Source organism: Rhizobium sp. IBUN, assembly GCF_000510625.1.
Taxonomy (GTDB): domain Bacteria; phylum Pseudomonadota; class Alphaproteobacteria; order Rhizobiales; family Rhizobiaceae; genus Rhizobium; species Rhizobium altiplani.
Map to the genome: position 1 here is coordinate 24,297 of NZ_AZNV01000012.1, position 22,325 is coordinate 46,621.

At 60.0% G+C, this 22,325-nt stretch carries 25 protein-coding genes; 8 read left to right on the top strand and 17 right to left on the bottom strand.

Annotated elements, in window-relative coordinates; translation table 11 throughout:
• Nucleotides 1-100: 100 nt before the first annotated feature.
• From RHIBUN_RS33415 to RHIBUN_RS36390, 3 genes are all read right to left on the bottom strand, one after another.
• Nucleotides 101-364 carry a hypothetical protein gene (locus RHIBUN_RS33415; protein ID WP_051420060.1) on the bottom strand — a complete coding sequence of 88 codons (264 nt, stop codon included), beginning with the start codon at nucleotides 362-364 and terminating at the stop codon, nucleotides 101-103.
• Between the two features lie 116 nt (nucleotides 365-480).
• Nucleotides 481-1,392 (bottom strand): dihydrodipicolinate synthase family protein, encoded by a 912-nt coding sequence (locus RHIBUN_RS0113250; protein ID WP_025659919.1) that lies wholly within the window; start codon nucleotides 1,390-1,392, stop codon nucleotides 481-483.
• Nucleotides 1,393-1,399: 7 nt separating this feature from the next.
• Entirely contained in the window at nucleotides 1,400-1,543 is a 144-nt protein-coding gene (locus tag RHIBUN_RS36390) for a hypothetical protein (protein WP_156828753.1), read from the bottom strand.
• A gap of 293 nt (nucleotides 1,544-1,836) precedes the next feature.
• Here RHIBUN_RS36390 and RHIBUN_RS0113260 point away from each other — a divergent pair, with 293 nt between their 5' ends.
• Nucleotides 1,837-2,727 (top strand): aminoglycoside phosphotransferase family protein, encoded by an 891-nt coding sequence (locus RHIBUN_RS0113260; RefSeq protein ID WP_025659920.1) that lies wholly within the window; start codon nucleotides 1,837-1,839, stop codon nucleotides 2,725-2,727.
• A gap of 157 nt (nucleotides 2,728-2,884) precedes the next feature.
• Nucleotides 2,885-3,292: a DoxX family protein gene (locus RHIBUN_RS0113265; RefSeq protein WP_025659921.1), complete on the top strand. Its 408-nt coding sequence runs from the start codon at nucleotides 2,885-2,887 to the stop codon at nucleotides 3,290-3,292.
• 5 nt (nucleotides 3,293-3,297) lie between these two features.
• On the opposite strand, the gene RHIBUN_RS0113270 is transcribed toward RHIBUN_RS0113265, so the two are convergent.
• The 8 genes from RHIBUN_RS0113270 to RHIBUN_RS0113305 form a co-directional block, all read right to left on the bottom strand.
• Complete coding sequence (locus RHIBUN_RS0113270; RefSeq protein ID WP_025659922.1) at nucleotides 3,298-4,071, bottom strand: DUF4239 domain-containing protein; 774 nt, start codon at nucleotides 4,069-4,071, stop codon at nucleotides 3,298-3,300.
• A gap of 100 nt (nucleotides 4,072-4,171) precedes the next feature.
• A complete protein-coding gene (locus tag RHIBUN_RS0113275) occupies nucleotides 4,172-4,963 on the bottom strand; it encodes a sulfite exporter TauE/SafE family protein (RefSeq protein ID WP_025659923.1) in 792 nt (263 codons plus the stop codon).
• A gap of 15 nt (nucleotides 4,964-4,978) precedes the next feature.
• Nucleotides 4,979-5,911 (bottom strand): N-acetyl-gamma-glutamyl-phosphate reductase, encoded by a 933-nt coding sequence (gene argC / locus RHIBUN_RS0113280; protein ID WP_025659924.1) that lies wholly within the window; start codon nucleotides 5,909-5,911, stop codon nucleotides 4,979-4,981.
• Nucleotides 5,912-5,974: 63 nt separating this feature from the next.
• Nucleotides 5,975-6,934 carry an agmatinase gene (speB, locus tag RHIBUN_RS0113285; RefSeq protein ID WP_025659925.1) on the bottom strand — a complete coding sequence of 320 codons (960 nt, stop codon included), beginning with the start codon at nucleotides 6,932-6,934 and terminating at the stop codon, nucleotides 5,975-5,977.
• A gap of 95 nt (nucleotides 6,935-7,029) precedes the next feature.
• The gene (locus RHIBUN_RS0113290; protein WP_025659926.1) at nucleotides 7,030-7,332 is read right to left on the bottom strand and encodes an antibiotic biosynthesis monooxygenase; all 303 of its coding nucleotides are present in this window, start codon (nucleotides 7,330-7,332) and stop codon (nucleotides 7,030-7,032) included.
• Nucleotides 7,333-7,468: 136 nt separating this feature from the next.
• Nucleotides 7,469-7,936 (bottom strand): 30S ribosomal protein S9, encoded by a 468-nt coding sequence (gene rpsI / locus RHIBUN_RS0113295; RefSeq protein WP_018857083.1) that lies wholly within the window; start codon nucleotides 7,934-7,936, stop codon nucleotides 7,469-7,471.
• 2 nt (nucleotides 7,937-7,938) lie between these two features.
• Nucleotides 7,939-8,403, bottom strand: a complete 465-nt coding sequence (gene rplM / locus RHIBUN_RS0113300; protein WP_007531725.1) for a 50S ribosomal protein L13 — start codon at nucleotides 8,401-8,403, stop codon at nucleotides 7,939-7,941.
• 230 nt (nucleotides 8,404-8,633) lie between these two features.
• Nucleotides 8,634-9,059 carry a PaaI family thioesterase gene (locus tag RHIBUN_RS0113305; RefSeq protein ID WP_025659927.1) on the bottom strand — a complete coding sequence of 142 codons (426 nt, stop codon included), beginning with the start codon at nucleotides 9,057-9,059 and terminating at the stop codon, nucleotides 8,634-8,636.
• A gap of 73 nt (nucleotides 9,060-9,132) precedes the next feature.
• On the opposite strand from RHIBUN_RS0113305, the gene RHIBUN_RS0113310 reads away from it, so the two are divergent.
• On the top strand, nucleotides 9,133-9,966 hold the full coding sequence (locus RHIBUN_RS0113310) for an enoyl-CoA hydratase (protein WP_025659928.1): 834 nt from the start codon (nucleotides 9,133-9,135) through the stop codon (nucleotides 9,964-9,966).
• Here the strand turns inward: RHIBUN_RS0113310 and RHIBUN_RS0113315 are convergent, their stop codons facing one another.
• A complete protein-coding gene (locus RHIBUN_RS0113315) occupies nucleotides 9,967-10,803 on the bottom strand; it encodes an EamA family transporter (protein WP_025659929.1) in 837 nt (278 codons plus the stop codon).
• Nucleotides 10,804-11,213: 410 nt separating this feature from the next.
• Nucleotides 11,214-11,543 (bottom strand): hypothetical protein, encoded by a 330-nt coding sequence (locus RHIBUN_RS0113320; protein ID WP_025659930.1) that lies wholly within the window; start codon nucleotides 11,541-11,543, stop codon nucleotides 11,214-11,216.
• 104 nt (nucleotides 11,544-11,647) lie between these two features.
• Between RHIBUN_RS0113320 and RHIBUN_RS0113325 the strand changes: the two genes are divergently transcribed.
• The 3 genes from RHIBUN_RS0113325 to RHIBUN_RS0113335 all read left to right on the top strand — a co-directional run bounded on the left by RHIBUN_RS0113325 (nucleotide 11,648) and on the right by RHIBUN_RS0113335 (nucleotide 13,819).
• Entirely contained in the window at nucleotides 11,648-12,076 is a 429-nt protein-coding gene (locus RHIBUN_RS0113325) for a CoA-binding protein (RefSeq protein ID WP_025659931.1), read from the top strand.
• A gap of 110 nt (nucleotides 12,077-12,186) precedes the next feature.
• Complete coding sequence (locus tag RHIBUN_RS0113330) at nucleotides 12,187-13,470, top strand: O-acetylhomoserine aminocarboxypropyltransferase (RefSeq protein WP_025659932.1); 1,284 nt, start codon at nucleotides 12,187-12,189, stop codon at nucleotides 13,468-13,470.
• Between the two features lie 4 nt (nucleotides 13,471-13,474).
• Nucleotides 13,475-13,819 (top strand): cupin domain-containing protein, encoded by a 345-nt coding sequence (locus tag RHIBUN_RS0113335; protein ID WP_025659933.1) that lies wholly within the window; start codon nucleotides 13,475-13,477, stop codon nucleotides 13,817-13,819.
• Between the two features lie 57 nt (nucleotides 13,820-13,876).
• Here RHIBUN_RS0113335 and RHIBUN_RS0113340 read toward each other — a convergent pair whose 3' ends face one another.
• Both RHIBUN_RS0113340 and RHIBUN_RS0113345 read right to left on the bottom strand, forming a co-directional pair.
• The gene (locus RHIBUN_RS0113340) at nucleotides 13,877-15,238 is read right to left on the bottom strand and encodes a sigma-54 dependent transcriptional regulator (RefSeq protein WP_025659934.1); all 1,362 of its coding nucleotides are present in this window, start codon (nucleotides 15,236-15,238) and stop codon (nucleotides 13,877-13,879) included.
• The gene (locus RHIBUN_RS0113345; RefSeq protein ID WP_025659935.1) at nucleotides 15,235-17,097 is read right to left on the bottom strand and encodes a sensor histidine kinase; all 1,863 of its coding nucleotides are present in this window, start codon (nucleotides 17,095-17,097) and stop codon (nucleotides 15,235-15,237) included. Before RHIBUN_RS0113345 ends, RHIBUN_RS0113340 begins: the two co-directional genes overlap by 4 nt.
• 239 nt (nucleotides 17,098-17,336) lie before the next feature.
• Here RHIBUN_RS0113345 and RHIBUN_RS0113350 point away from each other — a divergent pair, with 239 nt between their 5' ends.
• Nucleotides 17,337-18,671, top strand: a complete 1,335-nt coding sequence (locus RHIBUN_RS0113350; RefSeq protein WP_025659936.1) for a dicarboxylate/amino acid:cation symporter — start codon at nucleotides 17,337-17,339, stop codon at nucleotides 18,669-18,671.
• Nucleotides 18,672-18,747: 76 nt separating this feature from the next.
• Here the strand turns inward: RHIBUN_RS0113350 and RHIBUN_RS0113355 are convergent, their stop codons facing one another.
• On the bottom strand, nucleotides 18,748-19,992 hold the full coding sequence (locus tag RHIBUN_RS0113355; protein ID WP_025659937.1) for a cytochrome P450: 1,245 nt from the start codon (nucleotides 19,990-19,992) through the stop codon (nucleotides 18,748-18,750).
• A gap of 43 nt (nucleotides 19,993-20,035) precedes the next feature.
• Nucleotides 20,036-21,241 carry a GGDEF domain-containing protein gene (locus RHIBUN_RS0113360; RefSeq protein WP_051420061.1) on the bottom strand — a complete coding sequence of 402 codons (1,206 nt, stop codon included), beginning with the start codon at nucleotides 21,239-21,241 and terminating at the stop codon, nucleotides 20,036-20,038.
• Nucleotides 21,242-21,666: 425 nt separating this feature from the next.
• Between RHIBUN_RS0113360 and clpP the strand changes: the two genes are divergently transcribed.
• Nucleotides 21,667-22,296 carry an ATP-dependent Clp endopeptidase proteolytic subunit ClpP gene (clpP, locus tag RHIBUN_RS0113365; protein WP_007792131.1) on the top strand — a complete coding sequence of 210 codons (630 nt, stop codon included), beginning with the start codon at nucleotides 21,667-21,669 and terminating at the stop codon, nucleotides 22,294-22,296.
• Nucleotides 22,297-22,325 lie beyond the last annotated feature (29 nt).

Genomic DNA, 22,325 nt, shown 5'->3' on the forward strand with positions numbered 1-22,325 from the left:
CTCGTGGCATCTTCTCTTTGCCAGCACCATAGGTCCTTCCAGTTAAGGAAGCGTTTGCCATTGGCGACGGGCCAGCTGGCCCGCCACCAATCACGATGTATCAGTGGATTTCCTTTTCGCCGCGCTCAAGCGCGCCGAACTGCAGGACTATGCCATCCGCGGCGCGGCAAATCTGCTCGGGCTTGTGCTCGCATTCATCGGCTGCGAAATGGCGGGCTGCGTGTTCGCTGATGAAGACGCCTCCTACGAGCCCTTGGCGGTCCTGCACGACCCAGCAGCCATTTCGGTCTTGGCCGATGGTGAAGCGCGCAGAACCCTGGCGTTGGAGGGGTTCGATTGCGGACGCAGATTGAAGAGAGGGCATCGAATTTCCTTTCGAATTGTCTTCTGCGCTGGATTGCAGCGCTGTGCCACGCTCAGGAAGATAGTGGGACTCGCATCCGCCTTCCATTGGTCGATGATCAGGAAAATATAAAAATATCATATAGATAAAGCGGCATCTTGAATCTCGGAAACGCGCGAGAGCGCCTGCGAAGTCAGCTGTTCTCCATCGGCATCCAGGGCCAGAAATGGCAGTCGGACTTCCGGATCGATCGGCAAGAATGTCCGCAACGCGTGCTTGATTGCAGCGGGATCGGCCTCGGTGCCCAGGGCTCCTGTCAGCGGGGCCAGCCTGTCATCGAGCAAGCGCGCAGCCGGGAGATTGCCGCCGCGCGCCGCCTGCTGCAGCGAGGCATACAGACGCGGGTACACGTTCGCGCCAGCCGAGATGATGCTGTTGCCGCCGCTGCCGAGGAAGGAGAGGGCCGTTGCGTCGCGATCGGAAAGAAGCAGGAAGCGTTGACGCCAGAAGGGCACCGGGCACCTAGCGACGGCGTTGCCCTCCGCAAGGGCCAAGCCGACGATTGACGGGATATCGGCGAGCGTGGCGAGTGTCGGCAAGGTCATATCGATTGCCGTGCGCATTGGGTTGTTTTCGACGATCAAGGGAAGGCTCGTTGCGGTCGCGAGCTGAGCGAAGTGACCGACAATGCCCTTCTGTCCAGGCCTGGAATAGTAGGGAAGCGTCACTAAGGCAGCACTGGCGCCAAGCTCCTCGGCATCTAGCGTAAAGGCGATCGTCGTTGCCGTAGCGTTCGTGCCGGTTGCGGCAATGACGGGAACAAGCTCGCCGGCAACGCGGACACAGGTCCGGATGACTGCGGCGCGCTCGCTTCTGGTGAGGGTCGGTCCTTCTCCGGTCAGTGTGCAGACGGCAAGCCCGTCGACACCGCCGCGGATCTGTCGCTCCGCCAGTCGTTCCAGTGCAGGAAGGTCGAGTGCTCCGTCACGAAACGGCGTGATGAGCGCAGTCGTGGTGGCGCCGAGGCGCAACGGTCTGTCAGCCGGCATGCTGCGCTCAAAGGCCGCCCAGAATGACGTAGAGTTCAACAGCGGCAAGCACGACGCCGAACAGGATGAGCGCCTGGGCCGTGCGTCGCTCGCGCATCTGCCGTTTCGGTGCTGGGCGGCGCGGGCGGGGGATCGGAGCATTGGGTAGCATGAAATCTCGCATGGCCTTCAACCTTCGCATTTCATGGGAAGGCTAACGCCATTCACGGTAGGAATTCCATTCGAGTACAAGCAGCGTGATATAGAAATCGCATAAAGACGCGGATCCGACGAAGGCGGCGGCGCCGGAGAAATGCCATGAACATCAGGCTATTAGCGGCGAGCCTGGATTCCTCTTCTCAGGGTCCTGAATCAAAGGCGAACGGTCGAAGACAACCTTAGGGTTGATCTCTGCTTGGAAAGGCCGACATTATGCCGGCACCTCCAGGGAGGACTACCAGTACAATGGATGGCCCAGTCATCGATACCGCGCTCGTGCGTCGGCTGATTGCCATGCAGTTTCCCGAGTGGGCTGAGCTGGCGATCCGGCCGGTCGAATTCGGCGGATGGGACAACAGGACATTCCATCTTGGCGCGGCGATGACGGTTCGGTTGCCGAGCGCTGCTCACTATGCCGAACAGGTCGCCAAGGAACAGCGTTGGCTGCCGATCCTTGCGCCGCAACTGCCTCTGCCGATACCCGTGCCTCTGGCAATGGGGAGGGCGGACGAGAGCTATCCCTGGCCGTGGTCGGTTTATGAGTGGCGTGACGGTGAGACCGCCCTGGCGGAGCGCATCGACGACCTCAGTGAGTTCGCCACCACCCTGGCCGGTTTCCTCGATGCGTTGCAGGCGGTGGACGCCACGGGAGGGCCTCCACCCGGCCCGCACAACTTCTTTCGTGGCGGATCGTTGAACGTTTACGACGCGCAAACGCGCGAGGCGCTTGTGCGTTTGGATGGTCGGATCGACACGCAACTGGCGGCGGACGTCTGGGAGACCGCGCTTTCGACTTCGTGGCAAGGCGCGCCGGTGTGGTTTCATGGCGACGTCGCCTACGGCAACCTTCTGGTCAGGAACGGTCGCCTCGATGCCGTCATCGATTTCGGGACGTCGGGCGTCGGCGACCCCGCCTGTGATCTCGCAATCACCTGGCACCTGTTCGAGGGACAGAGCCGCGAGGTGTTTCGAAAGGCACGCCCGCTCGACGCGGGGACGTGGGCACGCGGCCGCGGATGGACGCTATGGAAGGCCCTGATCGTCGCCGCCGGCATGGCCGGCGCAAGTCCCGTGGACGTCAGGAAGTCATGGCAGGTCATGGACGATGTGCTGGCCGATCACCTAGCGTGGGCATGACGCCTCGGAATCGCGCAGTCCAAAAATAGTGGCGGCTGGATGTCGGGAGAGAAGGTCCCGCTGCGTCCTTTGGAGGAAGGCTAACGGAACCGCGATCGCGGATGCTGAAAGCCGGAAATTTGGGCAACGAACGGCTTCGGGCCGAGGGAGAGATAGCATGAGCAAGACATTCGCAATTCTGCTGGCGCGACTGATCTTCGGCGCCATTTTCGCGATGGCCATGAGTTTCAAGTTCATGGATATACAAGCCACCGCGAGCTATATCGCCGCGGCGGCCTTTCCTTTCCCGCTCTTCCTAGCGTGGATAGCGGCGTTCTTCGAACTTGCCCTGACGCTGGCATTCTTGACAGGAGCCTTCTTCTCGGAAGCCTCGGTTCTGGCTGGCATCTACGTGATATTCCTGGCCTTCGCCTTCCATGGCCCAAGCCATTGGAGCGCCAATCAGGCGGAGTTCGGCTTCTTCGTGGATCACTTCACCTTCCTCGCAGGCCTGCTCTACGCGGCGGTGCATGGACCGGGAGACGCATTGGTCCTGAAGGCGCGCTCGCCGCTGATGGCTCGATAGATCAGCTATCCGGAGGGTGGAGGGTTCGCCAATTCATCGAGCAGGCGCTCGAACGCCGTCGGCTTCATTGTAGCCGGCGGGTTATACGGATCTGAGAACGCGTAAATGAAGAAAAGAATGATGCCGGTGAACGCGCCGAGCACCGAAAGCAGCAGCAGGTTTCGCGCATCCGGCGGGTAGGGATAGTAGCCGAGCGCCATGAACACGAGCCCCGAAATCGCCGCGAACCAGAAGATGATGCTGATGGAATCGGTGCCGCTGTTTTCACGCTTGTCCCGCGCCTCCGCGATACGGTGCACATCACCAAGCATATGTTCGCGAATGCTTTGCTGGCGCACATTGGTCGGCGTCAGGTCGAGCACCCGCTGATAGACGCTGTCCCACTTGTTCCACGCCGTGGGCGATAGCTGCCCAGTGTCTCCAAGCATGCGCCACTCCTCGTCGACGACGATCTGCACATACTCGAAGAGCGCTTGCTGGATGGGGGCCTTCTCGTTGACGCCATAGCGATCGGCGTCGAAATACACGTCTGCGATTGCGTTCGCTTCCGTGACGCTTTCGAACTTCAGTTGCTGGTATTCGATCATCTCCTGAGCGAAGACGAGCGCCAGGATCAGCGCATGCAGCGACGATATTCGCATGACGATGGCGCCGGCTAGCTCTCGGTCCTTGCCAGTCGGATCGCCGCCCATGATCAGGCGCATCACAAAATAGAAGACCAGCGTTACGATGACCGTACCGCCGATAAAGGCAACACCGAACAGGACGACTGCACTCATGCGCTCCCCCAAGGTCGGGCATGACTTTATGCGGCAGTGGACCATTGATCAACGACGGTTGCGCGGCTTCGCGCTCCGCCATTCGGCGGTGTGTTGGACCCTACCGGAGGACCCCATCGAGCAGCGGCATTCCCATGGTGGCGGAGGCTGCGATCAGCAGATAACAGATCATTCGGAACGTGCTCTCCTTGGCGAGCCCGAACAGCTTCGAGCCGGTATAAAGACCGATGATGTAACTCGGCAGGATAACGATCGTCAGGGCAAACACGGCCTCGACGAACAGCCCGCCAAAATAATAGCTGACGACGCTGAAGCAGGTCGAGATCGCGAAATAGAGAATGACGTTTGCCCGCACCCGGGCAAAATCGGTCTTGCCGCCGAGCCAATAGGCAACGACCGGCGGTCCGCCGAGCTGGGCAGCGCCGCTGAAGAGGCCAGCAACGAGACCTGTCGTGGAGGTCAGCGATACCAGTGGCTCGCCATGGTATCGCCACCCGGAAACCAGCAAGGCAAGCAGGCAAATGGCGATCGCGGTGATTGCCCAGCGCAACATCAGCGGATCCACCAGCGCCAGCGCTGCCGTCCCGGCAGGCACGCCAAGCACCGCGCCCGCTGCCATGGTGAAGACTTCGCGCCGGTTTGCGCTGCGCCAAGCCGGGAGAATCATACCAAGCGTCGCCAGGCCATCGATGACGAGCAGGACGGGCGATATGAGCTTCGGACCAATGATTGCGCCGCCAAGCGGAACGAAGATCAGCGCCGCGCCGAATCCGGAGAAGCCGCGTGCCAGTCCCGCAATCAAGGCTATGGCGACGAGCGATGAAATGCCGTGGTCTGGTAGGGCGGCAACAAACCACGCGCTCGTGTTCGCCAGCAGCGTCTCAAGCGACATTGATCGGTTCCGGGATTAGGAGGCGAGCATCAGGTCCATGTTCTGGACTGCGGCGCCCGAGGCACCCTTGCCAAGGTTGTCGAGCAGCGCCACGAGGTTGACCTGAGACGCACCCGGCGTGCCGAACACGAAGAGCTTCATCGTATCCTTGCCGGCAAGCTCGACGGCATCGATACGGGGGAGCTTGCGGCTCTCGTCCAGCGGCACTACCGTCACGATATCCTGTCCCGCATAGTGAGCGACAAGAGCAGCGTGGATGCATTCGAGCGTCGTGCCCTCGGCAAGATCATCGAGATGCAGCGGTACCTGAACGATCATGCCCTGCGGGAACTTGCCGACAGACGGCGAGAAGATCGGTGCGCGATCCAGCAGGCCGTGGATCTTCATCTCGGGCACGTGCTTGTGTGCCAGCGTCAACCCATAGAGGAAGTGCGGTGCGGTGATCGCATCCTCCCGGCTCTGATCCTCGATCTGCGCGATCATCTGCTTGCCGCCGCCGGTGTAGCCGGAGACCGCATTGACCGTGACCGGATAGCCGTCCGGCAGAATGCCGGCAGCGCGCATCGGCCGGATTAGGCCGATCGCGCCGGTGGGGTAGCAGCCCGGATTAGCGACGAAGCGTGCCACCTTGATCTTCTCGGCCTGTTCCTTGTCCATTTCCGCAAAGCCATAGGCCCAGGAAGGATTGACGCGGAACGCCGTGGAGGTGTCGATGACACGCACGTTGTTGTTGCCCGAGACCATCTGCATCGCTTCCTTCGAAGCGTCGTCAGGTAGGCAGAGGATCGCGATATCGGCGCTGTTCAGCATGTCCTCGCGCATCGCGGCGTTGCGACGCTCTGTTTCCGGGATCGACAGAAGCTCCACATCGCGGCGGCCGGCCATGCGCGTGCGGATCTGCAAGCCCGTCGTGCCGTGTTCGCCATCGATGAAGATCTTCGGTGCCATTATCTCGCTCACACTTTCAATAGGTTAGAAAGAAGTCCGGAATTATTTTGTAAGAGGGATGAGTCAGCCGTGTGACCCGCTCGCGCGGCGCTCGGCATGTAGGCCAAGCATATACATCGCGACCGTCGCCCCCGCAATGGCGGTGATGTCCGCATGATCGTAGGGGGGCGAGACCTCGACGACGTCGGCGCCTCGGATATCGAGCTGGTGCAGACGCTGCAGCACCGAGAGAATCTTGGCGCTCGAGGGACCACCTGCTACTGGCGTGCCGGTGCCTGGCGCATAGGCAGGGTCAAGGCAATCGATATCGAAGGTCAGGTAGGCCGGTGCGCCGCGGGTATGCGAGATGATCGTCGAGGCGATATCGCTCGGAGTCATCTCCTCAAGCTGATGGCCGTAGAGAATATGAATGCCGAAATCGTCAGGCGCATGGGTGCGGATACCGATCTGGATCGACCGATCCGGATCGATGATGCCGTCACGTGCGGCCCGCGCCACGAACGAGCCATGGTCGATCCGCCGGTTGTCGTCGAACCAGGTGTCCTGATGTGCATCGAACTGGACGAGTGCTAGCGGTCCATGCTTGGCCGCATGCGCCTTGAGGATCGGCCAGGTGACAAAATGATCGCCGCCAAGGGTCAGCATGAAGGCACCACTGTCGACAATGGCCTTCGACTGCCGTTCGATTGCTGCGGGCGTCTCGTGGTGGTTGCCGTAGTCGAGCAAGCAGTCGCCATAGTCGATCACGGCCATCTCGGCAAAGAGATCGCGGTTGAATGGATACTGCGGGTCATTGTCGAAGATCGCCGACGCACGCCGTATCGCTTGCGGTCCGAACCGCGTGCCCGGCCGATTGGATGTCGCGGCATCGAAGGGGATGCCCCAGACGACCGCATCCGCGCCGGCTAGGTCCTTGGTGAAGCGGCGACGCATGAACGACAGCGCCCCGGCGAAGGTGGGGTCGCTGGCGGCCGATGTGAGGCTCGTTGCCGTGAATGCGTGGTCGATCGACTTGTTGGCCAAGAGATGCTCCTCGAGGGTGTTGGTCGCTATGCCTACCAGAAACGAATCTCAAACCGAAAGGCCAAAACGGTTCTGGTCGCTCGGCCAAACTGGTTTTACCCCGGCAGCTTGTCGGCCAGCACCTCGGGTGTCTTCAGTTGCGGCGCCTCGGCAAGCAGTTCAGTTGCTCGTGCCATCAGCGCTGCGGCCACCTTGCCGTTCAAATGCGCCTGCCGGCCAGCCTCGTCGTCAAAGGCATCGAAGATGGCGAATGTGCTCAGGTCGTAGCGAACGGCAAACCACGTCACGGTACCGGGCTCCTGTTCGACAGGCACCTGCGCGCTCTTCAAGAACGTCGCCACTTCTTCTTCCTTGCCGGATTTTGCTTTCAGTTCGACATAGATTGCGTGCTTGGTCATTCCTGCCTCCCTTGGCATGCGCGTCAAGCGCCTGGAATGCAGTAGAACTGGCAAGGGAACGGGCCGCTTCAAGCGGCCACCAAACAAAAAGGCCGGGCGAAGCGCCCGGCCTTTCGTAGTCGATATTCCGCAGCGATTAACGCTTGGAGAACTGGAACGAACGGCGGGCCTTGGCCTTACCGTATTTCTTACGTTCAACCACGCGGCTGTCGCGGGTCAGGAAGCCACCCTTCTTCAGGACCGAGCGCAGGCCCGGCTCGAAGTAGGTGAGGGCCTTGGAAAGACCGTGACGAACGGCACCGGCCTGGCCGGAAAGACCGCCGCCTGCAACCGTTGCAACGATGTCGAACTGGCCGTCACGGGCAGCAGCGACGATCGGCTGACGCAGAATCATCTGCAGAACCGGGCGTGCGAAGTATTCCGCGAATTCCTTGCCGTTGACGATGATCTTGCCGGAACCCGGCTTGACCCAAACGCGGGCAACTGCGTTCTTGCGCTTGCCGGTCGCGTAGGAACGGCCAAGCGAGTCGACCTTACGGACGTGAGCCGGAGCAGCAGCTGCTTCGGACGTGCCGAGATCCTTCAGGGAGGAGAGGTCAGCCATTCTTAGGCGCTCCTTACGTTCTTCTTGTTCAGCTTGGCGACGTCGAGAACGACAGGCTGCTGTGCTTCATGAGGATGATTGGAACCAGCGTAAACGCGGAGGTTCTTCATCTGACGACGGCCGAGCGGGCCGCGCGGAACCATGCGCTCAACAGCCTTCTCGAGGACGCGCTCCGGAAAGCGGCCTTCGATGATCTGGCGAGCGGTACGCTCCTTGATGCCGCCGGCATAACCGGTGTGCCAATAGTAAACCTTGTCGGAGTACTTCTTGCCGGTGAAAACGACCTTGTCGGCGTTGATGACGATGACGTTGTCGCCGTCGTCAACGTGAGGCGTGAAGGTTGCCTTGTGCTTGCCGCGCAGACGCATAGCGATGATGGAAGCGAGACGACCAACGACGAGCCCTTCGGCGTCGATGATGACCCACTTCTTCTCCACCTCTGCAGGCTTCTGGGAGAAGGTTGCCATAGTTGTTACTCTCTTTTGGATCCCTCGGCCCGAAGGCGAGAGGGCGTTTCTTGTTGCTTGGTTTGGCTGTCCGAAGACGCGCCAAAAAGAAAGCAGCCCGGAAAGCCTGCATTTCTGGCGGTGTGTATAGAGGCAAAGCAGCCTGCGGTCAATATTTTCAGATTGGTGCGCGGCAAAAATGTATAAGCAAAATCAATACGTTAAGTATGTGGTATCATGTTACCTCACATTTAACGCGGCGGAATGGAGTAAGTCGCGGTCGCGTGAGCGATCAATTCATCTGCATTCTCCTGGAAAATCGAGGCCTCGATGACGGCGAGCCGCTTGCCAAGCTTGAGAATCCGACAGGTGCAAGTCGTCGGTCTGGGCTTCGGCAGGCGCAGGAAATTGATGTTGAGATTGGTGGTAACCGCCAGCGCGACCGGCCCGATATGCGCCAATACTGCTGCATAGGCCGTCACATCCGCCAAGGTGAAAAGGGCTGGTCCGGAGACGGTGCCGCCGGGGCGCAAGTGCCTCTCGCTCGGGTCCAGCAGCATCGAGACGCTGCCGGGTTTGATCTCGGTGATCGTAAATACGCGCCCGTCCGTGTGGATTTGGGGATAGTCCGTATCCAGAAAACGGTGGAGCTCGTCGATCGTCATGGCCGGCTGCATGAGTTTGCCTCGAAATTGCTTGTCGCCTGTGGCAGAACAATTAGCACGAAATAGCAATGCAGGGAGTTAGACCATGGCCGAAGTCGTATCCTTTCGGAAGGACCCGAGCAAAGCGGGCGAGGGAGCGCTCGTCATCCCGCAATTGAGGGATGGCATCCTGCGGCTGACGCTCAGCAATCCGCCTGCAAATGCGCTCTCGATCGCCGTCATGGAAACCCTGATCGGTGAGCTCCAGAGCGCCGCTGAAGACGCTGCCGTTCGCGTGGTCATCATCGCATCGACCGGCAATGTCTTTTCTGCCGGCCACGACCTCAAGGAATTGACCGCGCATCGGGACGATGAGGACGGCGGCGAGGCATTCTTCGAGGAAACCTTTGCGCTGGCCGCTGATCTCATGCTCGAGATCACCCGCTTGCCAAAGCCTGTCATCGCCGAGATCGACGGTCTCGCAACGGCTGCCGGCTGCCAGCTTGTCGCCTCCTGCGATCTTGCGATCTGCACAGATACGGCAACCTTCTGTACGCCCGGCGTCAATATCGGCCTGTTCTGCTCGACCCCCATGGTGGCAGTGTCCCGCGCGGCGCATCGCAAGCAGGCCATGGAGATGCTCCTCACGGGTGAGACGATCGACGCCTCGACCGCGAAGGATTTCGGCCTGGTGAACCGCATCGTGCCGAAGCAATATCTGATGCAGGTCGTCACCAAATACGCGTCCGTCATTGCAAGCAAATCGCCGCTGACGCTGAAGATCGGTAAGGAGGCATTCTACCGCCAGCTCGAAATGCCTGTCGAGGAAGCCTACAGCTATGCTGCTCAGGTCATGGTCGACAATATGCTGACTGCCGATGCCGAGGAGGGGATTGGGGCCTTCCTGTCCAAGCGCGTGCCGCAGTGGACCGGCGAATAGCTAGCCGAGTTTCAGGATCAGCCCGCCGAGCGCGATGATTGCGCCGGCGAGATAGCGCCAGGGGCTGGCCTTTTCCTTCAAAACGATGACTGAGATCAGCAGGGCGAAGAGGATCGACGTCTCGCGCAGCGCCGCAACAGTTGCCACTGGCGCCTTGGTCATCGCCCAAAGGGCGAGGCCGTAGGACGCGATCGAACCGCCGCCACCGATCAGGCCGCGCCACCAGTTGTAACGGACATGCATGGCGACTGCGACGGCGCCGCGCTTGGAGATCGCCCAGGTGAATAGCAATACCGGCGGCAGCAGCGACATCCACAGCGTATAGGAGACGGCATTGCCCGAGACGCGGGCGCCGACACCGTCCACATAGGTGTAGGTCGCAATCACGCAGGCATTCGCGAGCGCCAGCCTGATCGCATTGCCGCTGCCTTTTCGCGCCTCGAAGGCCAGCGTCAGGATACCGGAGCAAATCGTCATCGTGCCGAGGAGCGCGCCGGTCGACAGTGTCTCGTTCAGGATGAAACCGCTGGTGGCCGCAATCAGCAGCGGAGCGCACCCGCGCATCAGCGGATAGACGAGGCCGATGTCGCCTGCGCGATATGCGCCTGCGACGAGCTGAAAATACGCGAACTGGAGAACAGCGGAAGCGCCGATGAATGGCCATGCGGCCGAGTTCGGCAATGGCAGGAACATCAGGAAGGGAAGAGCGCACACTGCACCGCCTGCCGAAATGAGGCTGGCATCGAGCGATTTGTCCGTGCCCGCCTTGATCATGGCGTTCCATGTCGCGTGCAACAGGGCACCAAATAGAACGAGCAAAATGACGTGGATTGGCAAAAAGACCACCGGGCGGTGTGAAAACAGCGATTGTGGAATTGTGTTACGCCGCTCTTGGTAAAAATCAATCCCGTTCGATGACAGGACGGACCACACTGGCTCCCGGTCGCCCGTCAAGCAACCTGAGGATGTTGGCCCTCAAATCGATAAAAGAGGAACGTACACCAGAGGTATTTGCTCGATGGTCGCCTGTTCAACCATGAGGCGTTGCTAACATATGCAAGAACATATGTGAACATATACAGGATATACATAGAACCGTGACGGAGGCTACGGATTTGCCACCGCAGATTCTCACAAAAGTGTGACAAAAGCCATCACGGAATCCATCGCTTAGCCGAAATTTTGTGACGCGCACGCTTGAGCCCGCGAGGCTAAAGCGTCACGATTGGGACAGCAGAAACAAGCTTTTACAGCGAATAATCGGGAATGATAAACATCCCGTCTAAGTTGTCTATACTCTGGCAGTTCAGCACGCCACACCTCGGATTGTCCTTCGTAGGAATGGTCGTCCATTCAGCATATTGATTGGGGTCGCAATAGTTGCTGTTGCGAATGTAGCGGTCGAATAATGTCATGCCGCTCACTCGTTTCGACGGATACCGCAAGATCACGGCGCCCTCGTTATGGATCGCCGCGCGCGCTGCCTGGCAGCTCATGTTGAGCGCATTGTATCTCGAAATGGCCAGTGCCGGGGAGGCGGCCATGACGAAGGCGATCGCGACAACCAATTTTTTCATGGGAAAATCCTCCTGCTGCATCCTAATTCCTATATACGCTGAAACGATCCGGCTGGTTTCAACCAAGCCCGAAGTAAAAGCGATTGCTATTGGAGGCGAAGTCCTTGAATCACGCTAGGTATGACGATGACTACATCCTCGGTATTCTGCGTTCCGTGAAGACGATTGCCCTGACGGGCGCGTCACCGAACCCCGCGCGACCGAGCAATGGCGTGATGGGCTATCTGCTGTCTCGGGGGTACAACGTCATCCCCGTGAATCCCGGGCAGGCAGGTAAGCAGATCCATGGCCAGACGGTCTACGCTCGGCTTGCCGATGTCCCGGTATCGGTCGATATGGTCGAGGTCTTCCGGGCTTCGGAATTTCTGTCGGGTGTTGTCGACGAGGCATTGGCAATGAGCCCGCGGCCGAAGGTGATATGGTCTCAGCTTGGCGTACGTGACGACGCGGCAGCGGTAAGAGCCGAGGCTGCTGGTATAAAGGTTGTCATGGATCGCTGTCCGGCAATTGAGTATCCCCGCCTCATCGGGTGAGTGGTTGGATTTTCCAAATAACGTGCCTGGGTTGAAAAAGAACGCGATTAACTTTTCGCGGTTGTTCGCTATGCTCGCCGCCATTCGATCAAGCTGAATGGGAGGATTTCATGGCCAAGAACGGTCCGGGTTTCAATACGTTGGCAGTTCATGCGGGGGCACAGCCCGACCCCACGACCGGCGCACGCGCGACACCGATCTACCAGACGACGGCTTATGTCTTTAATGATTCGGATCACGCGGCCGCCCTCTTCGGTCTGCAGCAGTTCGGCAACATCTACACCCGTATCATGAACCCGACCCAGGCCGTCCTCGAAGAGCGCGTCGCGGCACTCGAAGGTGGCACCGCGGCGCTCGCCGTTGCGTCCGGCCATGCGGCCCAAGTGATTGTCTTTCACACGCTGATGCGCCCCGGCGAGAATTTCGTGGCCGCGAAGCGCCTGTACGGAGGCTCTATCAACCAGTTCGGTCATGCGTTCGATAATTACGGCTGGCAGGTTCGCTGGGCAGATTCCGCCGATCCCGCGAGCTTCGAAAGCCAGATCGATGGCAAGACGCGGGCCATCTTCATCGAGAGCCTCGCGAATCCTGGCGGCACCTTCGTTGACATCGCTGCGATCGCGGCAGTGGCGCACAAGCATGGCCTGCCCCTGATCGTCGACAACACCATGGCCAGCCCCTATCTCATCCGACCGATCGAACATGGTGCCGATATCGTCGTGCATTCGTTGACGAAGTTCCTCGGCGGTCATGGCAACTCCATGGGCGGCATGATCGTCGATGGCGGGACCTTCGATTGGTCGAAGTCCGGCAACTATCCGATGCTGTCTAGCCCGCGGCCGGAATATAACGGCGTGGTCCTGCATTCGACCTTCGGCAATTTCGCATTCGCCATCGCCTGCCGTGTGCTCGGTCTGCGCGATCTTGGTCCAGCCATCTCCCCCTTCAATGCGTTCCTGATCCTGACGGGCATCGAGACATTGCCGCTGCGCATGCAGCGCCACAACGATAACGCAATAGCCGTCGCAAAGTGGTTGAAGGCGCACAGCAAGGTCGCTTGGGTGAATTATGCTGGCCTCGAGGACGACCCGAACCATGCGCTGCAGCAGCGCTATTCGCCGAAGGGTGCAGGCTCCGTCTTCACCTTCGGTGTCAAGGGCGGCTACGAGGCCGGCAAGACGCTGGTCGAGGGATTGGAACTGTTTTCACATCTCGCCAACATTGGCGACACACGCTCGCTCGTGATCCATCCGGCATCGACCACGCACCGGCAACTGACGGACGAGCAAAGGATCGCCGCCGGCGCCGGCTCCGACGTCGTCCGCCTTTCGGTTGGCATCGAGGACGTGAAGGATATCATTGCCGATCTCGAGCAATCGCTGGCGAAGATCTGAGCCTATGGCAAGCTATCTGACCTTTGACATCAACGGCGTCGAACCGGAGTTCGGCGCCCCGGATGCCGACCGCATACTGGCTGGCGACCCGCAGTTCAGGACCTGGAACTTGGAGGAGGCCGATGGCGGCCTCTATTCCGGCATATGGGAGGCGACACCCGGCAAGTGGCGGATCGTCTATGACGAGTGGGAATACTTCAGCGTGCTGTCGGGCCACTCGATCGTCACGGAGGACGGTGGTGACGGTGTGCATCTTCGCGCAGGCGACCGGATGATCCTCAGACCTGGCTTTAAGGGAACCTGGGAAGTCGTTGAAACGACGCGCAAGGATTACGTCATCCGCCTCTGACCTCAGCGCGCCGGAAGGCGAAGGTATCGTCATCGATCCGCGCCGGCCTTGGCAGAGCTAGCTCTTGTCGGAAGGCGCGAAATCGCTGCGGACGATGCCGTGGCGCTGGAGCTTGTCGTAGAATGTCTTCCGGGGAATGCCGAGGTCCGCGATCGTGCGGCGGACGTCGCCGTCATTGGCGTTCAGAGCTTCGCGAATGATTTGGGCCTCGTAGCGTTCAAGCCGATCCGGAAGCGACCAGGCTCCATCCGTCTCCGGTTCTACTGCCGGAACACGATCTGAGATCTGCCCGACGCCGAGCACGAACCGTTCGGCAAAATGTGACAGTTCGCGCACGTTGCCCGGCCAGTCGTATTCCCGCAGGTGGCGATGGATCGACGAGGGGATCGTGGGCACGTCTCGCTTGAAGCGGCTCGCGGCGCGCTCGGCGAAGTAGCCGAAAAGAAGGGGAACATCGTCCCGTCGCTCCTTGAGCGGAGGGATGGAGATCGTCACCACGTTAAGCCGGTAGTAAAGATCCTCACGAAAGTCGCCGCGCTGGCGGGGATCACTGAGATCGATCTTGGAGGCGGCGACAACACGCAGGTCGACCGGTCGGACCTCGTTGGTGCCAAGCGGCGTAACCTCGCGCATCTCGAGCACACGCAGCATCTGCACCTGCGTTGCCGGCGGCATGCTCTCGATCTCGTCGAGAAAAAGCGTTCCGCCGCTCGCATGCTCGATGCGACCGATGCGCTTTTTTTGCGCGCCGGTGAAGGCGCCGGGCTCATGACCGAACAGCTCGCTTTCAACCACGCTTTCCGGCAGCGCACCGCAGTTGAGTGCGACGAAATTGCCGGATGCGCGTCGGCTCCAGCGGTGGAGCAGGCTTGCCACGACCTCCTTGCCGCTGCCGGTTTCTCCCATCAGCAGAACATCGACATCGGTGTCGGCAATCTGTCGCAAGGTGTGGCGTAGCCGCTCCATTGCCGGCGTCTGGCCGATTAGCGGTAGGTCGTCGCGTGCCTCCTCGGTCGCCTTGCGCAGAGACCTGTTTTCCATCACGAGACGTCGCTTTTCGGCGGCGCGCCGCACGCTCTGGATGAGCCGGTCAGTCGCGAACGGCTTGGTGATGAAATCATAGACTCCGTCCTGCATGGCTTTCACCGCCATCGGAATATCGCCATGTCCGGTGACCAGAATGACCGGCAGATCCTCGTCCCGTTGTCGCACGCGACCGAAGAGCTGCAGACCATCGATCCCAGGCATCCGGATATCGGAAACAACGACGCCCGCGAAATCCGGGCTCAATGCCGCCAGCGCTTCTCCAGCGTCGGAAAAAGCCAAAACGGAAAAGCCGGCGAGCTCAAGCGTCTGCTTGGTTGCCCGCAACAGGTCCTTGTCATCATCGATAAGCAAAATCGGCGTTACATCGGTCATGCCATGGCCTTCCGCAGGTGCACCGTAAAGCAGGTTCCGTTCGCGTCGCTCGTCACGTCGATGCGGCCGCCATAGTCGGCCACGATGTCCTTGGAAATGACGAGGCCTAGACCCAAACCTCTTTCCTTGGACGTATTGAACGGCGTGAAAAGCGACTTGAGGATTTCAGGCGAAATCCCCGGGCCGTTATCGGCGACCTCGATTGCAACTTCGTCGCCCGTCTCTGTCACCGAGACGTAGACCTTCGCATCGGCTCGCCCGTCCAAGGCTTCCAAAGCATTCTGGAATAGGTTGATCAGGATCTGCTCAAGCCGGATCCGGTTGCCGAGCACGCATAGCCCCGCTGGAGGCGGCCGAATATCGAGTGCTTCCAGTTGTCCGGCAAAGCGGCTTTTCAGCAGAACAACCGCTCCGTCAATAACACTGAGCAATTCCACGGGCTCCGGCGCGACGCGGCCCTTGCGCGCAAATGCCTTCAACTCGTCGGTAATCGCTCCGATCCGTTCGGTGAGGCCGGCAATCGCCTCCAGGTTTTCGTCCACCGGATTCGTCTGCTTGCGTTCCAGAAAGACCCGGGCGTTGTCCGCATAGGCGCGGATGGTCGCGACCGGCTGGTTGATCTCGTGGGCCACGCCCGCCGCCACCTGGCCGAGGATCGCGAGCCGGTTCGCCTGCACCAGTTCCTGCTGCACGATCTGCAGCCTTGCTTCCGTTTCCCGGTGATCGGAGATTTCGGCCTGCAGACGGTCGCGCGCCCTGCTGAGATCGTCGGTTCGCTCGACGACCCTTCGCTCCAGCTCCTCGCGCATGGCTTGTTCTTCCGCGATCTTGGTCGCGGCCGCCTGGCGCCTCCATAGGAGAAACGCTGCGATGGCGAGAACGGGCAGAAGGACGGCAAGCGACAGTAGGCGCATTTCTCGAACGGACGCGGCGACCGGCGCATCGGTCGGTACCAGATACTCGAGATGCCATGGGGTGGTGGGAACTGGCGTTGCTAGGCGCAAATATTCGCCTTCGCCACTGCCGGGAAGAACGGCGGAAACAAGCGAGGCCTCGGCATCGATCGGCCGGGGCCGCATGATAGGCAATTTCGCCAACGGCGCATCGCCGAACTGTTGGCTGTTGCGGATGGCGGCAAGCTCAGCCTCAAGCACTGGACCGTTGATCATAAAACGCCAGGAGGGGATACTGGTGATCAGAACAACGCCGCGATTGTCGGTGACATAAACAGGACGATGCGTATCACGCCAATCGCTCTCAAGCTGGTCGAACTCGAGCTTGACGACCACGACGCCGAGGGGCGCCGCCGCACTGCCGACGCGGCGCGAAATATAGAGGCCAGGGCGCTTGCTGACACTGCCTAGGGCAAAATGCTCGGCGGTTCCGTCATCCATCGCCTTTCGGAAGTAATCGCGGAAGGCGTAGTCGTTGCCGACGAAACTGATGGGCTCCCGCCAGTTGCTCGAGGAGACAGCGATACCGTTGGGGCCAATGACGTAGAGCACCGCAGCCTGCGTTCCCGTGACGAGCCGCTCCAGCTTCCGGTTCAGGATGTCGATTGCATCGCTGTTTTTGGACGAGAGGCCATCGAGGACCTGCTGGTCCTCGGCAAGAAGCAGGGGCAGGGCGCGTGGCCTCTCCAGAACGGCGTTGAGCAGCGCCACCTTCAGGCTCGCATCGGTCCGGCTCTGGCTCACAATCGTATCGATGGCGGCGCGACGCCCATAGACGGTCGCGCCGAACAGAGTGGCAAGGATCAGCGCTGCCGAAACCGAAGCAAAGAGGATCCACGTTCGCCGTACCCGCCGGCTGGTACGGCGGAAGGAACCGAAATCCGATCTCGAAGAGGCCTGAATCATTGTTCATCTTGTGCGTAATTCCGCACTCACGTCAAATCAATTTGTGCGAAAATACGCTCATATGTTCCGCTTCACGAGGTTGACGCACAAAAGACTATCGCGAAATCAATATCTTAATCGGGGTGCCGCAACTTGGCACGCATGTTGCAAAACGTCTGCAAACAGCCGCGTGGCTGTTGAATAGGTAACGCAATCGCCCCGGGAGGCCACCGTTGGTTTTGGGGCACATGGAGGACATCATGGGTGCAGCACTTCCAGTCGCGCAGCCGCGCGGCAAGGTTCCCTTCTATCGGCTTCTCTACGTGCAGGTTCTTGCCGCCATCTGTGCTGGTATCCTGCTCGGTCATTTCTATCCCGATATCGGCACGGCTCTGAAGCCGCTCGGCGACGCTTTCATCAAGCTCGTCAAAATGATCATCGCCCCCGTCATCTTCTTGACCGTCGCAACCGGCATCGCCGGCATGTCGGACCTGCAGAAGGTTGGACGCGTTGCCGGCAAGGCGATGCTATACTTCCTCGTCTTTTCGACGCTGGCATTGGCGGTCGGCCTGCTGGTGGCCAACGTGATACAACCGGGCGCCGGCATGCATATCGATCCGGCGACGCTAGATACCAAGGCCGTCGCAAGCTACGCGGAAAAGGCTCATGACTCGACCGTCACGGGCTTCCTGATGAACATTATCCCGAACACGATCGTCGGTGCCTTTGCCGACGGCGACATTCTTCAGGTGCTGTTCTTCTCCGTCCTGTTCGGTGTCGCGCTTGCCATGGTCGGCGATCGCGGTCGGCCGGTCGCTGACTTCCTGCAGTCATTGACGGTGCCGGTCTTCAAGCTGGTGGCGGTCCTGATGAAAGCAGCTCCGATCGGCGCTTTCGGCGCCATGGCGTTCACGATCGGCAAATACGGCATCGGCTCCATTGCAAACCTGGCAATGTTGATCGGCACCTTCTATCTGACGTCGCTGCTCTTCGTTCTGGTCGTTCTCGGTGCGGTTGCCCGCTACAACGGGTTCTCGATCCTTGCGCTGATCCGCTACATCAAGGAAGAGCTACTGCTGGTGCTCGGTACGTCTTCTTCGGAAGCCGCGCTTCCGGGCCTCATGGCCAAGATGGAACAGGCAGGCTGCAAGCGCTCTGTCGTGGGTCTCGTCATTCCAACCGGCTATTCCTTCAATCTCGACGGCACGAACATCTATATGACGCTCGCAGCCCTCTTCATCGCTCAGGCAACGGACACGCCGCTGACCCTGGCAGACCAGATCCTGCTTCTGCTGGTCGCGATGCTGAGCTCCAAGGGCGCTGCCGGCATCACCGGTGCCGGCTTCATTACGCTTGCCGCAACGCTCTCGGTAGTGCCCTCGGTTCCAGTGGCAGGTATGGCGCTAATCCTCGGTATCGACCGCTTCATGTCGGAATGCCGCGCGCTGACCAACTTTGTCGGCAACGCGGTCGCGACGGTCGTCGTCGCCCGCTGGGAAAATGAGCTTGATCAGACGAGGTTTGCTGCTGCCATGGCCGGTAGGTTGCCTCCGGAACCGGTCGACGGTGTGCCGGCTCTGCAGGCTGCAGAATAACGCCAAACCGTAAGATGTTGGAAGCATGACAGAGAGGTCCGCGTTCTCCGGAACGCGGACCTCTTCCATTGGTGCCCTACCAGGAGAGATCCAGCCGATCCAATCCGTGGAAGTGATAGACGTCCTTCACAACAGGCGTACGGGCAAGCCTGAGCCCAGGTAGTCTCTCGAAGAGAATTGGCAGGACGACGTTCAGTTCGAGCCGAGCCAACGGCGCCCCGATGCAGAAGTGGATACCCGCGCCAAAGGACAGGTTGGCGGCCTCATTGCGGTCAGGCTTGAACGTCAGCGGATCACTGAATTTAGTCGGGTCGAGATTGGCTGCCGCCAGAATGAGGCTCACCTTGTCGCCGCGCTTGAACGAAATGCCGTCGATCTCGCCGGTCTCCAACGCCCAGCGCTGGAAGATGTGGACCGGCGCACAGATACGCAGGGACTCTTCGACGGTTCGCTCGGTGGTGGCTTCGTCCTCGAAAAGATCGGCCGGATCGCGTCCGCTGTCCAGAATGATGCGCACCGAGTTGCCGATCTGGTGCACCGTCGCCTCGTGACCGGCATTGAGCAATACGATCGTCGTCGAAACGAGCTCGTCCTCTGTGAGATACTGGCCCTTGTGTTCGGTGTGGATCATGTGCGTCAGAAGGTCGTCCCGCGGGTTGGCGCGACGCTCGGCAATGACCGTCTTTACATAGTCCGAGAACTCCTTTGCAGCCCGTTCGGCGCCAACCTCGTCCTCGCGGGTGCGGCCGAAGAGGTACATGCGAATGTAGGCGTGCGACCACTTCAGGAGTTGCGGTCCCATTTCCTCCGGAATACCGATCATGCGGGCGATCATCGTCACCGGAATGATGTCGGCAAATGCCGAAAGCAGCTCGACTTCGCTGTTTTTCTCGAAGCCGTCGATGAGTTTGTTGGCAAGCTCGGCGATCTCCGACTTCATCTTCTCAACGTGACGAGAGACGAAGGCGCGATTGACGAGCGTTCGCAGGCGCGTGTGCTCAGGCGGCTCCAGTTCAAGCAGCGAGTATCGTTCCGCGAGATCGAAATTCGCCACGTGCTGTTCGGGCTCGGGAAGGCCGAGCTCTTCGCGGCTTGCGATGTGCAGGATCTGGCGGCCGAAGCGGCGATCGCGCAGCAGGCCGTTCACATGGTCATAGCCCGTGAAGAACCACTGCTTCTGCTGCTCCCAATAGAATGTGGGGCAATGCGCGTGCAGAGCGTCGTAGACGCTGTTCGGATCGCTGTAAAAGGCAGGATTGCTTGCGTCCAGCGAGACGTGGCGTGTGGAGGGGTCGATGGAAAGAAATGGTGGGATCATCATGCTTCGAGGCTTAGCGGATTTGCCAAGCCTCGAAAAGATAGGGTCAGCCTCTCGACAGCGATCCGACGCGGCGAAGCGCGTGAATTTGGTCGTCGAGTGTTGGAACCAGTTCGCCACTTGTTTGATCTGGCTGCGGAGGCGGTGGTGCCGCGGCTTCGGCTTCACCGAAGATGACGGTGCAGTTGCGGCCGGCTGCCTTTGCGGCATAGAGCGCCCGATCGGCTGCCGATACGAGCTTGTCCATGTTTGCCTCGATGGCTGAGGCAAGGGCAACACCGGTGCTGAACGTTGCCGGAACGATTGCGTCGCCGGTGCTTACGGGTACACGGCAAAACTCCGCCCGGATCGTCTCTGCCAGCGCTTCAGCTTCTGTCTGATCGGCGACGGTCGTGAACGCCGCAAACTCCTCGCCGCCCATGCGGCCGAAAGCTCCGTCCGGCACGAATTGATTGGCCAATCGGGCAAACACCGTCAGCACCACGTCGCCGGCCTGATGGCCGAAACGGTCGTTGACGCGCTTGAAGTGGTCGAGGTCGAAAAGCAACACGGCGACCTGGCGGTTACTGTTGAATGCACGCTCCCGGATGGCATCGAAGCGTCCGAAGAGGCCGCGTCGGTTCAGTACGCTAGTCAGAGAATCGGTGAGGCTGAGCATGCGAAGATACTTCTCCGAGCGCTCCATGATGACGAGGCAGGTGAGGGCGCACGCCAGGATGAGCAGGAAGCCCGTTGCCATCGCGGCGCTGCCCGCGAAGTTGACAGCCTCCGCATCAGTGGGGCCGAGGATTGCCATTGCCAGCGCCGTACCGAAGCACAGGACGCCCTGGATCACGAAGATGGCGCCGAGTTTACCTCTCGAGCCCTCGTTTTGCTTGCCTGCCATGCAGACCGCCATCGCGAGTGCCGTCGCGCCGGCGGCCGAGGCTAGATTGAAGAGAATGACACGATTGGTGTAGTCGTCGTTGACCCACGGCAGGAAGACGCCGCCCAGCCAGACGAGCGGTGGCAGCAATGCCCACCATTCGAGCTTGCGACGATCAAGCGCGAGGTACCCCGCAACCCACGCGCTCTGCCCAGATAGCGCGATAGTGTTGGCGATCTCGATGGAAAGGATGGCGGGTATCTGCCCGCGCAGGGCCGCCATTGCGAAACCCACGCCGCTAAGGAGAAAGCCCGTTCCCCAATAGAAATAGGCCTTGTTTCGGACATTGTGGCGCCAGGCCATGAACGCTACCAGCGCGAGCGTCATGGCTTCGGAGCACCAAATGGCTAATCCAGTTGTAACATTGAACACGGCAATACCCCTTGCATTGCGCGTATCCTTTCGGAAAAAACTGGCAACTTCATTAATTGTGCTTGCGCGCCACTGCATTTTTGTGCGGAGTTGTCTTTAGGCTTTCCTTTCTGTGAATGAAGGGCAGTTGCGGGCGGATTCAGAATTCGTTTATCCTGATGCCGACAAAAGCTGTGCGACAGCGCGATCGCGGCCCGTTCCTCGAAACTATTTTGCTGGAATCAGCGTACATCGGGCGAAAAGTTGTTCGCCTTGCTCCGGTCCCTCTTCACGTTATCCATCGGCGCGTCTTGAAGAGGAGGGCAGGGACGCTCTATGTAGGGATAAGGCATTTTCTTTGATTCCCGGCCATAGCCGGCAGACGTTGACAAAGGACGCACATGAGAAACCCAGTCGATACCGCTATGGCCCTCGTGCCGATGGTCGTGGAACAGACCAATCGCGGTGAACGCTCCTACGACATCTATTCGCGCCTGCTCAAGGAACGCATCATCTTCCTGACTGGGCCTGTCGAGGATCACATGGCGACGCTCGTTTGCGCCCAGCTCCTCTTCCTCGAGGCCGAAAACCCGAAGAAGGAAATTGCGCTCTACATCAATTCTCCAGGCGGCGTTGTGACTGCCGGCATGGCGATCTACGACACGATGCAGTTCATCAAGCCAGCTGTCTCGACGCTCTGCATCGGCCAGGCTGCGTCCATGGGCTCGCTGCTGCTTGCTGCCGGCCACAAGGACATGCGTTTTGCCACCCCGAATTCCCGCATCATGGTGCATCAGCCATCGGGCGGCTTCCAGGGCCAGGCATCTGACATCGAGCGTCACGCCCGCGATATTCTGAAGATGAAGCGCCGCCTGAACGAAGTTTACGTCAAGCATACAGGCCGCACCTATGAGGAAGTTGAAAAGACCCTTGACCGTGACCACTTCATGGATGCGGACGAGGCCCAGACCTGGGGTGTCATCGACAAGGTCCTGACATCTCGCGTCGAGATGGAAGGTGATGCCGCCTAGTGAGAAGTAGGGATGGTGTTGTATCCGCC

Excerpts from the sequence above, each read along its gene's own strand:
- RHIBUN_RS33415 (WP_051420060.1), bottom strand. The coding sequence starts at position 364 with ATGCCCTCTCTTCAATCTGCGTCCGCAATCGAACCCCTCCAACGCCAG.
- RHIBUN_RS0113250 (WP_025659919.1), bottom strand. The coding sequence starts at position 1,392 with ATGCCGGCTGACAGACCGTTGCGCCTCGGCGCCACCACGACTGCGCTC.
- RHIBUN_RS36390 (WP_156828753.1), bottom strand. The coding sequence starts at position 1,543 with ATGCTACCCAATGCTCCGATCCCCCGCCCGCGCCGCCCAGCACCGAAA.
- RHIBUN_RS0113260 (WP_025659920.1), top strand. The coding sequence starts at position 1,837 with ATGGATGGCCCAGTCATCGATACCGCGCTCGTGCGTCGGCTGATTGCC.
- RHIBUN_RS0113265 (WP_025659921.1), top strand. The coding sequence starts at position 2,885 with ATGAGCAAGACATTCGCAATTCTGCTGGCGCGACTGATCTTCGGCGCC.
- RHIBUN_RS0113270 (WP_025659922.1), bottom strand. The coding sequence starts at position 4,071 with ATGAGTGCAGTCGTCCTGTTCGGTGTTGCCTTTATCGGCGGTACGGTC.
- RHIBUN_RS0113275 (WP_025659923.1), bottom strand. The coding sequence starts at position 4,963 with ATGTCGCTTGAGACGCTGCTGGCGAACACGAGCGCGTGGTTTGTTGCC.
- argC (WP_025659924.1), bottom strand. The coding sequence starts at position 5,911 with ATGGCACCGAAGATCTTCATCGATGGCGAACACGGCACGACGGGCTTG.
- RHIBUN_RS0113290 (WP_025659926.1), bottom strand. The coding sequence starts at position 7,332 with ATGACCAAGCACGCAATCTATGTCGAACTGAAAGCAAAATCCGGCAAG.
- rpsI (WP_018857083.1), bottom strand. The coding sequence starts at position 7,936 with ATGGCTGACCTCTCCTCCCTGAAGGATCTCGGCACGTCCGAAGCAGCT.
- rplM (WP_007531725.1), bottom strand. The coding sequence starts at position 8,403 with ATGGCAACCTTCTCCCAGAAGCCTGCAGAGGTGGAGAAGAAGTGGGTC.
- RHIBUN_RS0113305 (WP_025659927.1), bottom strand. The coding sequence starts at position 9,059 with ATGCAGCCGGCCATGACGATCGACGAGCTCCACCGTTTTCTGGATACG.
- RHIBUN_RS0113310 (WP_025659928.1), top strand. The coding sequence starts at position 9,133 with ATGGCCGAAGTCGTATCCTTTCGGAAGGACCCGAGCAAAGCGGGCGAG.
- RHIBUN_RS0113320 (WP_025659930.1), bottom strand. The coding sequence starts at position 11,543 with ATGAAAAAATTGGTTGTCGCGATCGCCTTCGTCATGGCCGCCTCCCCG.
- RHIBUN_RS0113330 (WP_025659932.1), top strand. The coding sequence starts at position 12,187 with ATGGCCAAGAACGGTCCGGGTTTCAATACGTTGGCAGTTCATGCGGGG.
- RHIBUN_RS0113335 (WP_025659933.1), top strand. The coding sequence starts at position 13,475 with ATGGCAAGCTATCTGACCTTTGACATCAACGGCGTCGAACCGGAGTTC.
- RHIBUN_RS0113340 (WP_025659934.1), bottom strand. The coding sequence starts at position 15,238 with ATGACCGATGTAACGCCGATTTTGCTTATCGATGATGACAAGGACCTG.
- RHIBUN_RS0113345 (WP_025659935.1), bottom strand. The coding sequence starts at position 17,097 with ATGATTCAGGCCTCTTCGAGATCGGATTTCGGTTCCTTCCGCCGTACC.
- RHIBUN_RS0113350 (WP_025659936.1), top strand. The coding sequence starts at position 17,337 with ATGGGTGCAGCACTTCCAGTCGCGCAGCCGCGCGGCAAGGTTCCCTTC.
- RHIBUN_RS0113355 (WP_025659937.1), bottom strand. The coding sequence starts at position 19,992 with ATGATGATCCCACCATTTCTTTCCATCGACCCCTCCACACGCCACGTC.
- RHIBUN_RS0113360 (WP_051420061.1), bottom strand. The coding sequence starts at position 21,241 with ATGACGCTCGCGCTGGTAGCGTTCATGGCCTGGCGCCACAATGTCCGA.
- clpP (WP_007792131.1), top strand. The coding sequence starts at position 21,667 with ATGAGAAACCCAGTCGATACCGCTATGGCCCTCGTGCCGATGGTCGTG.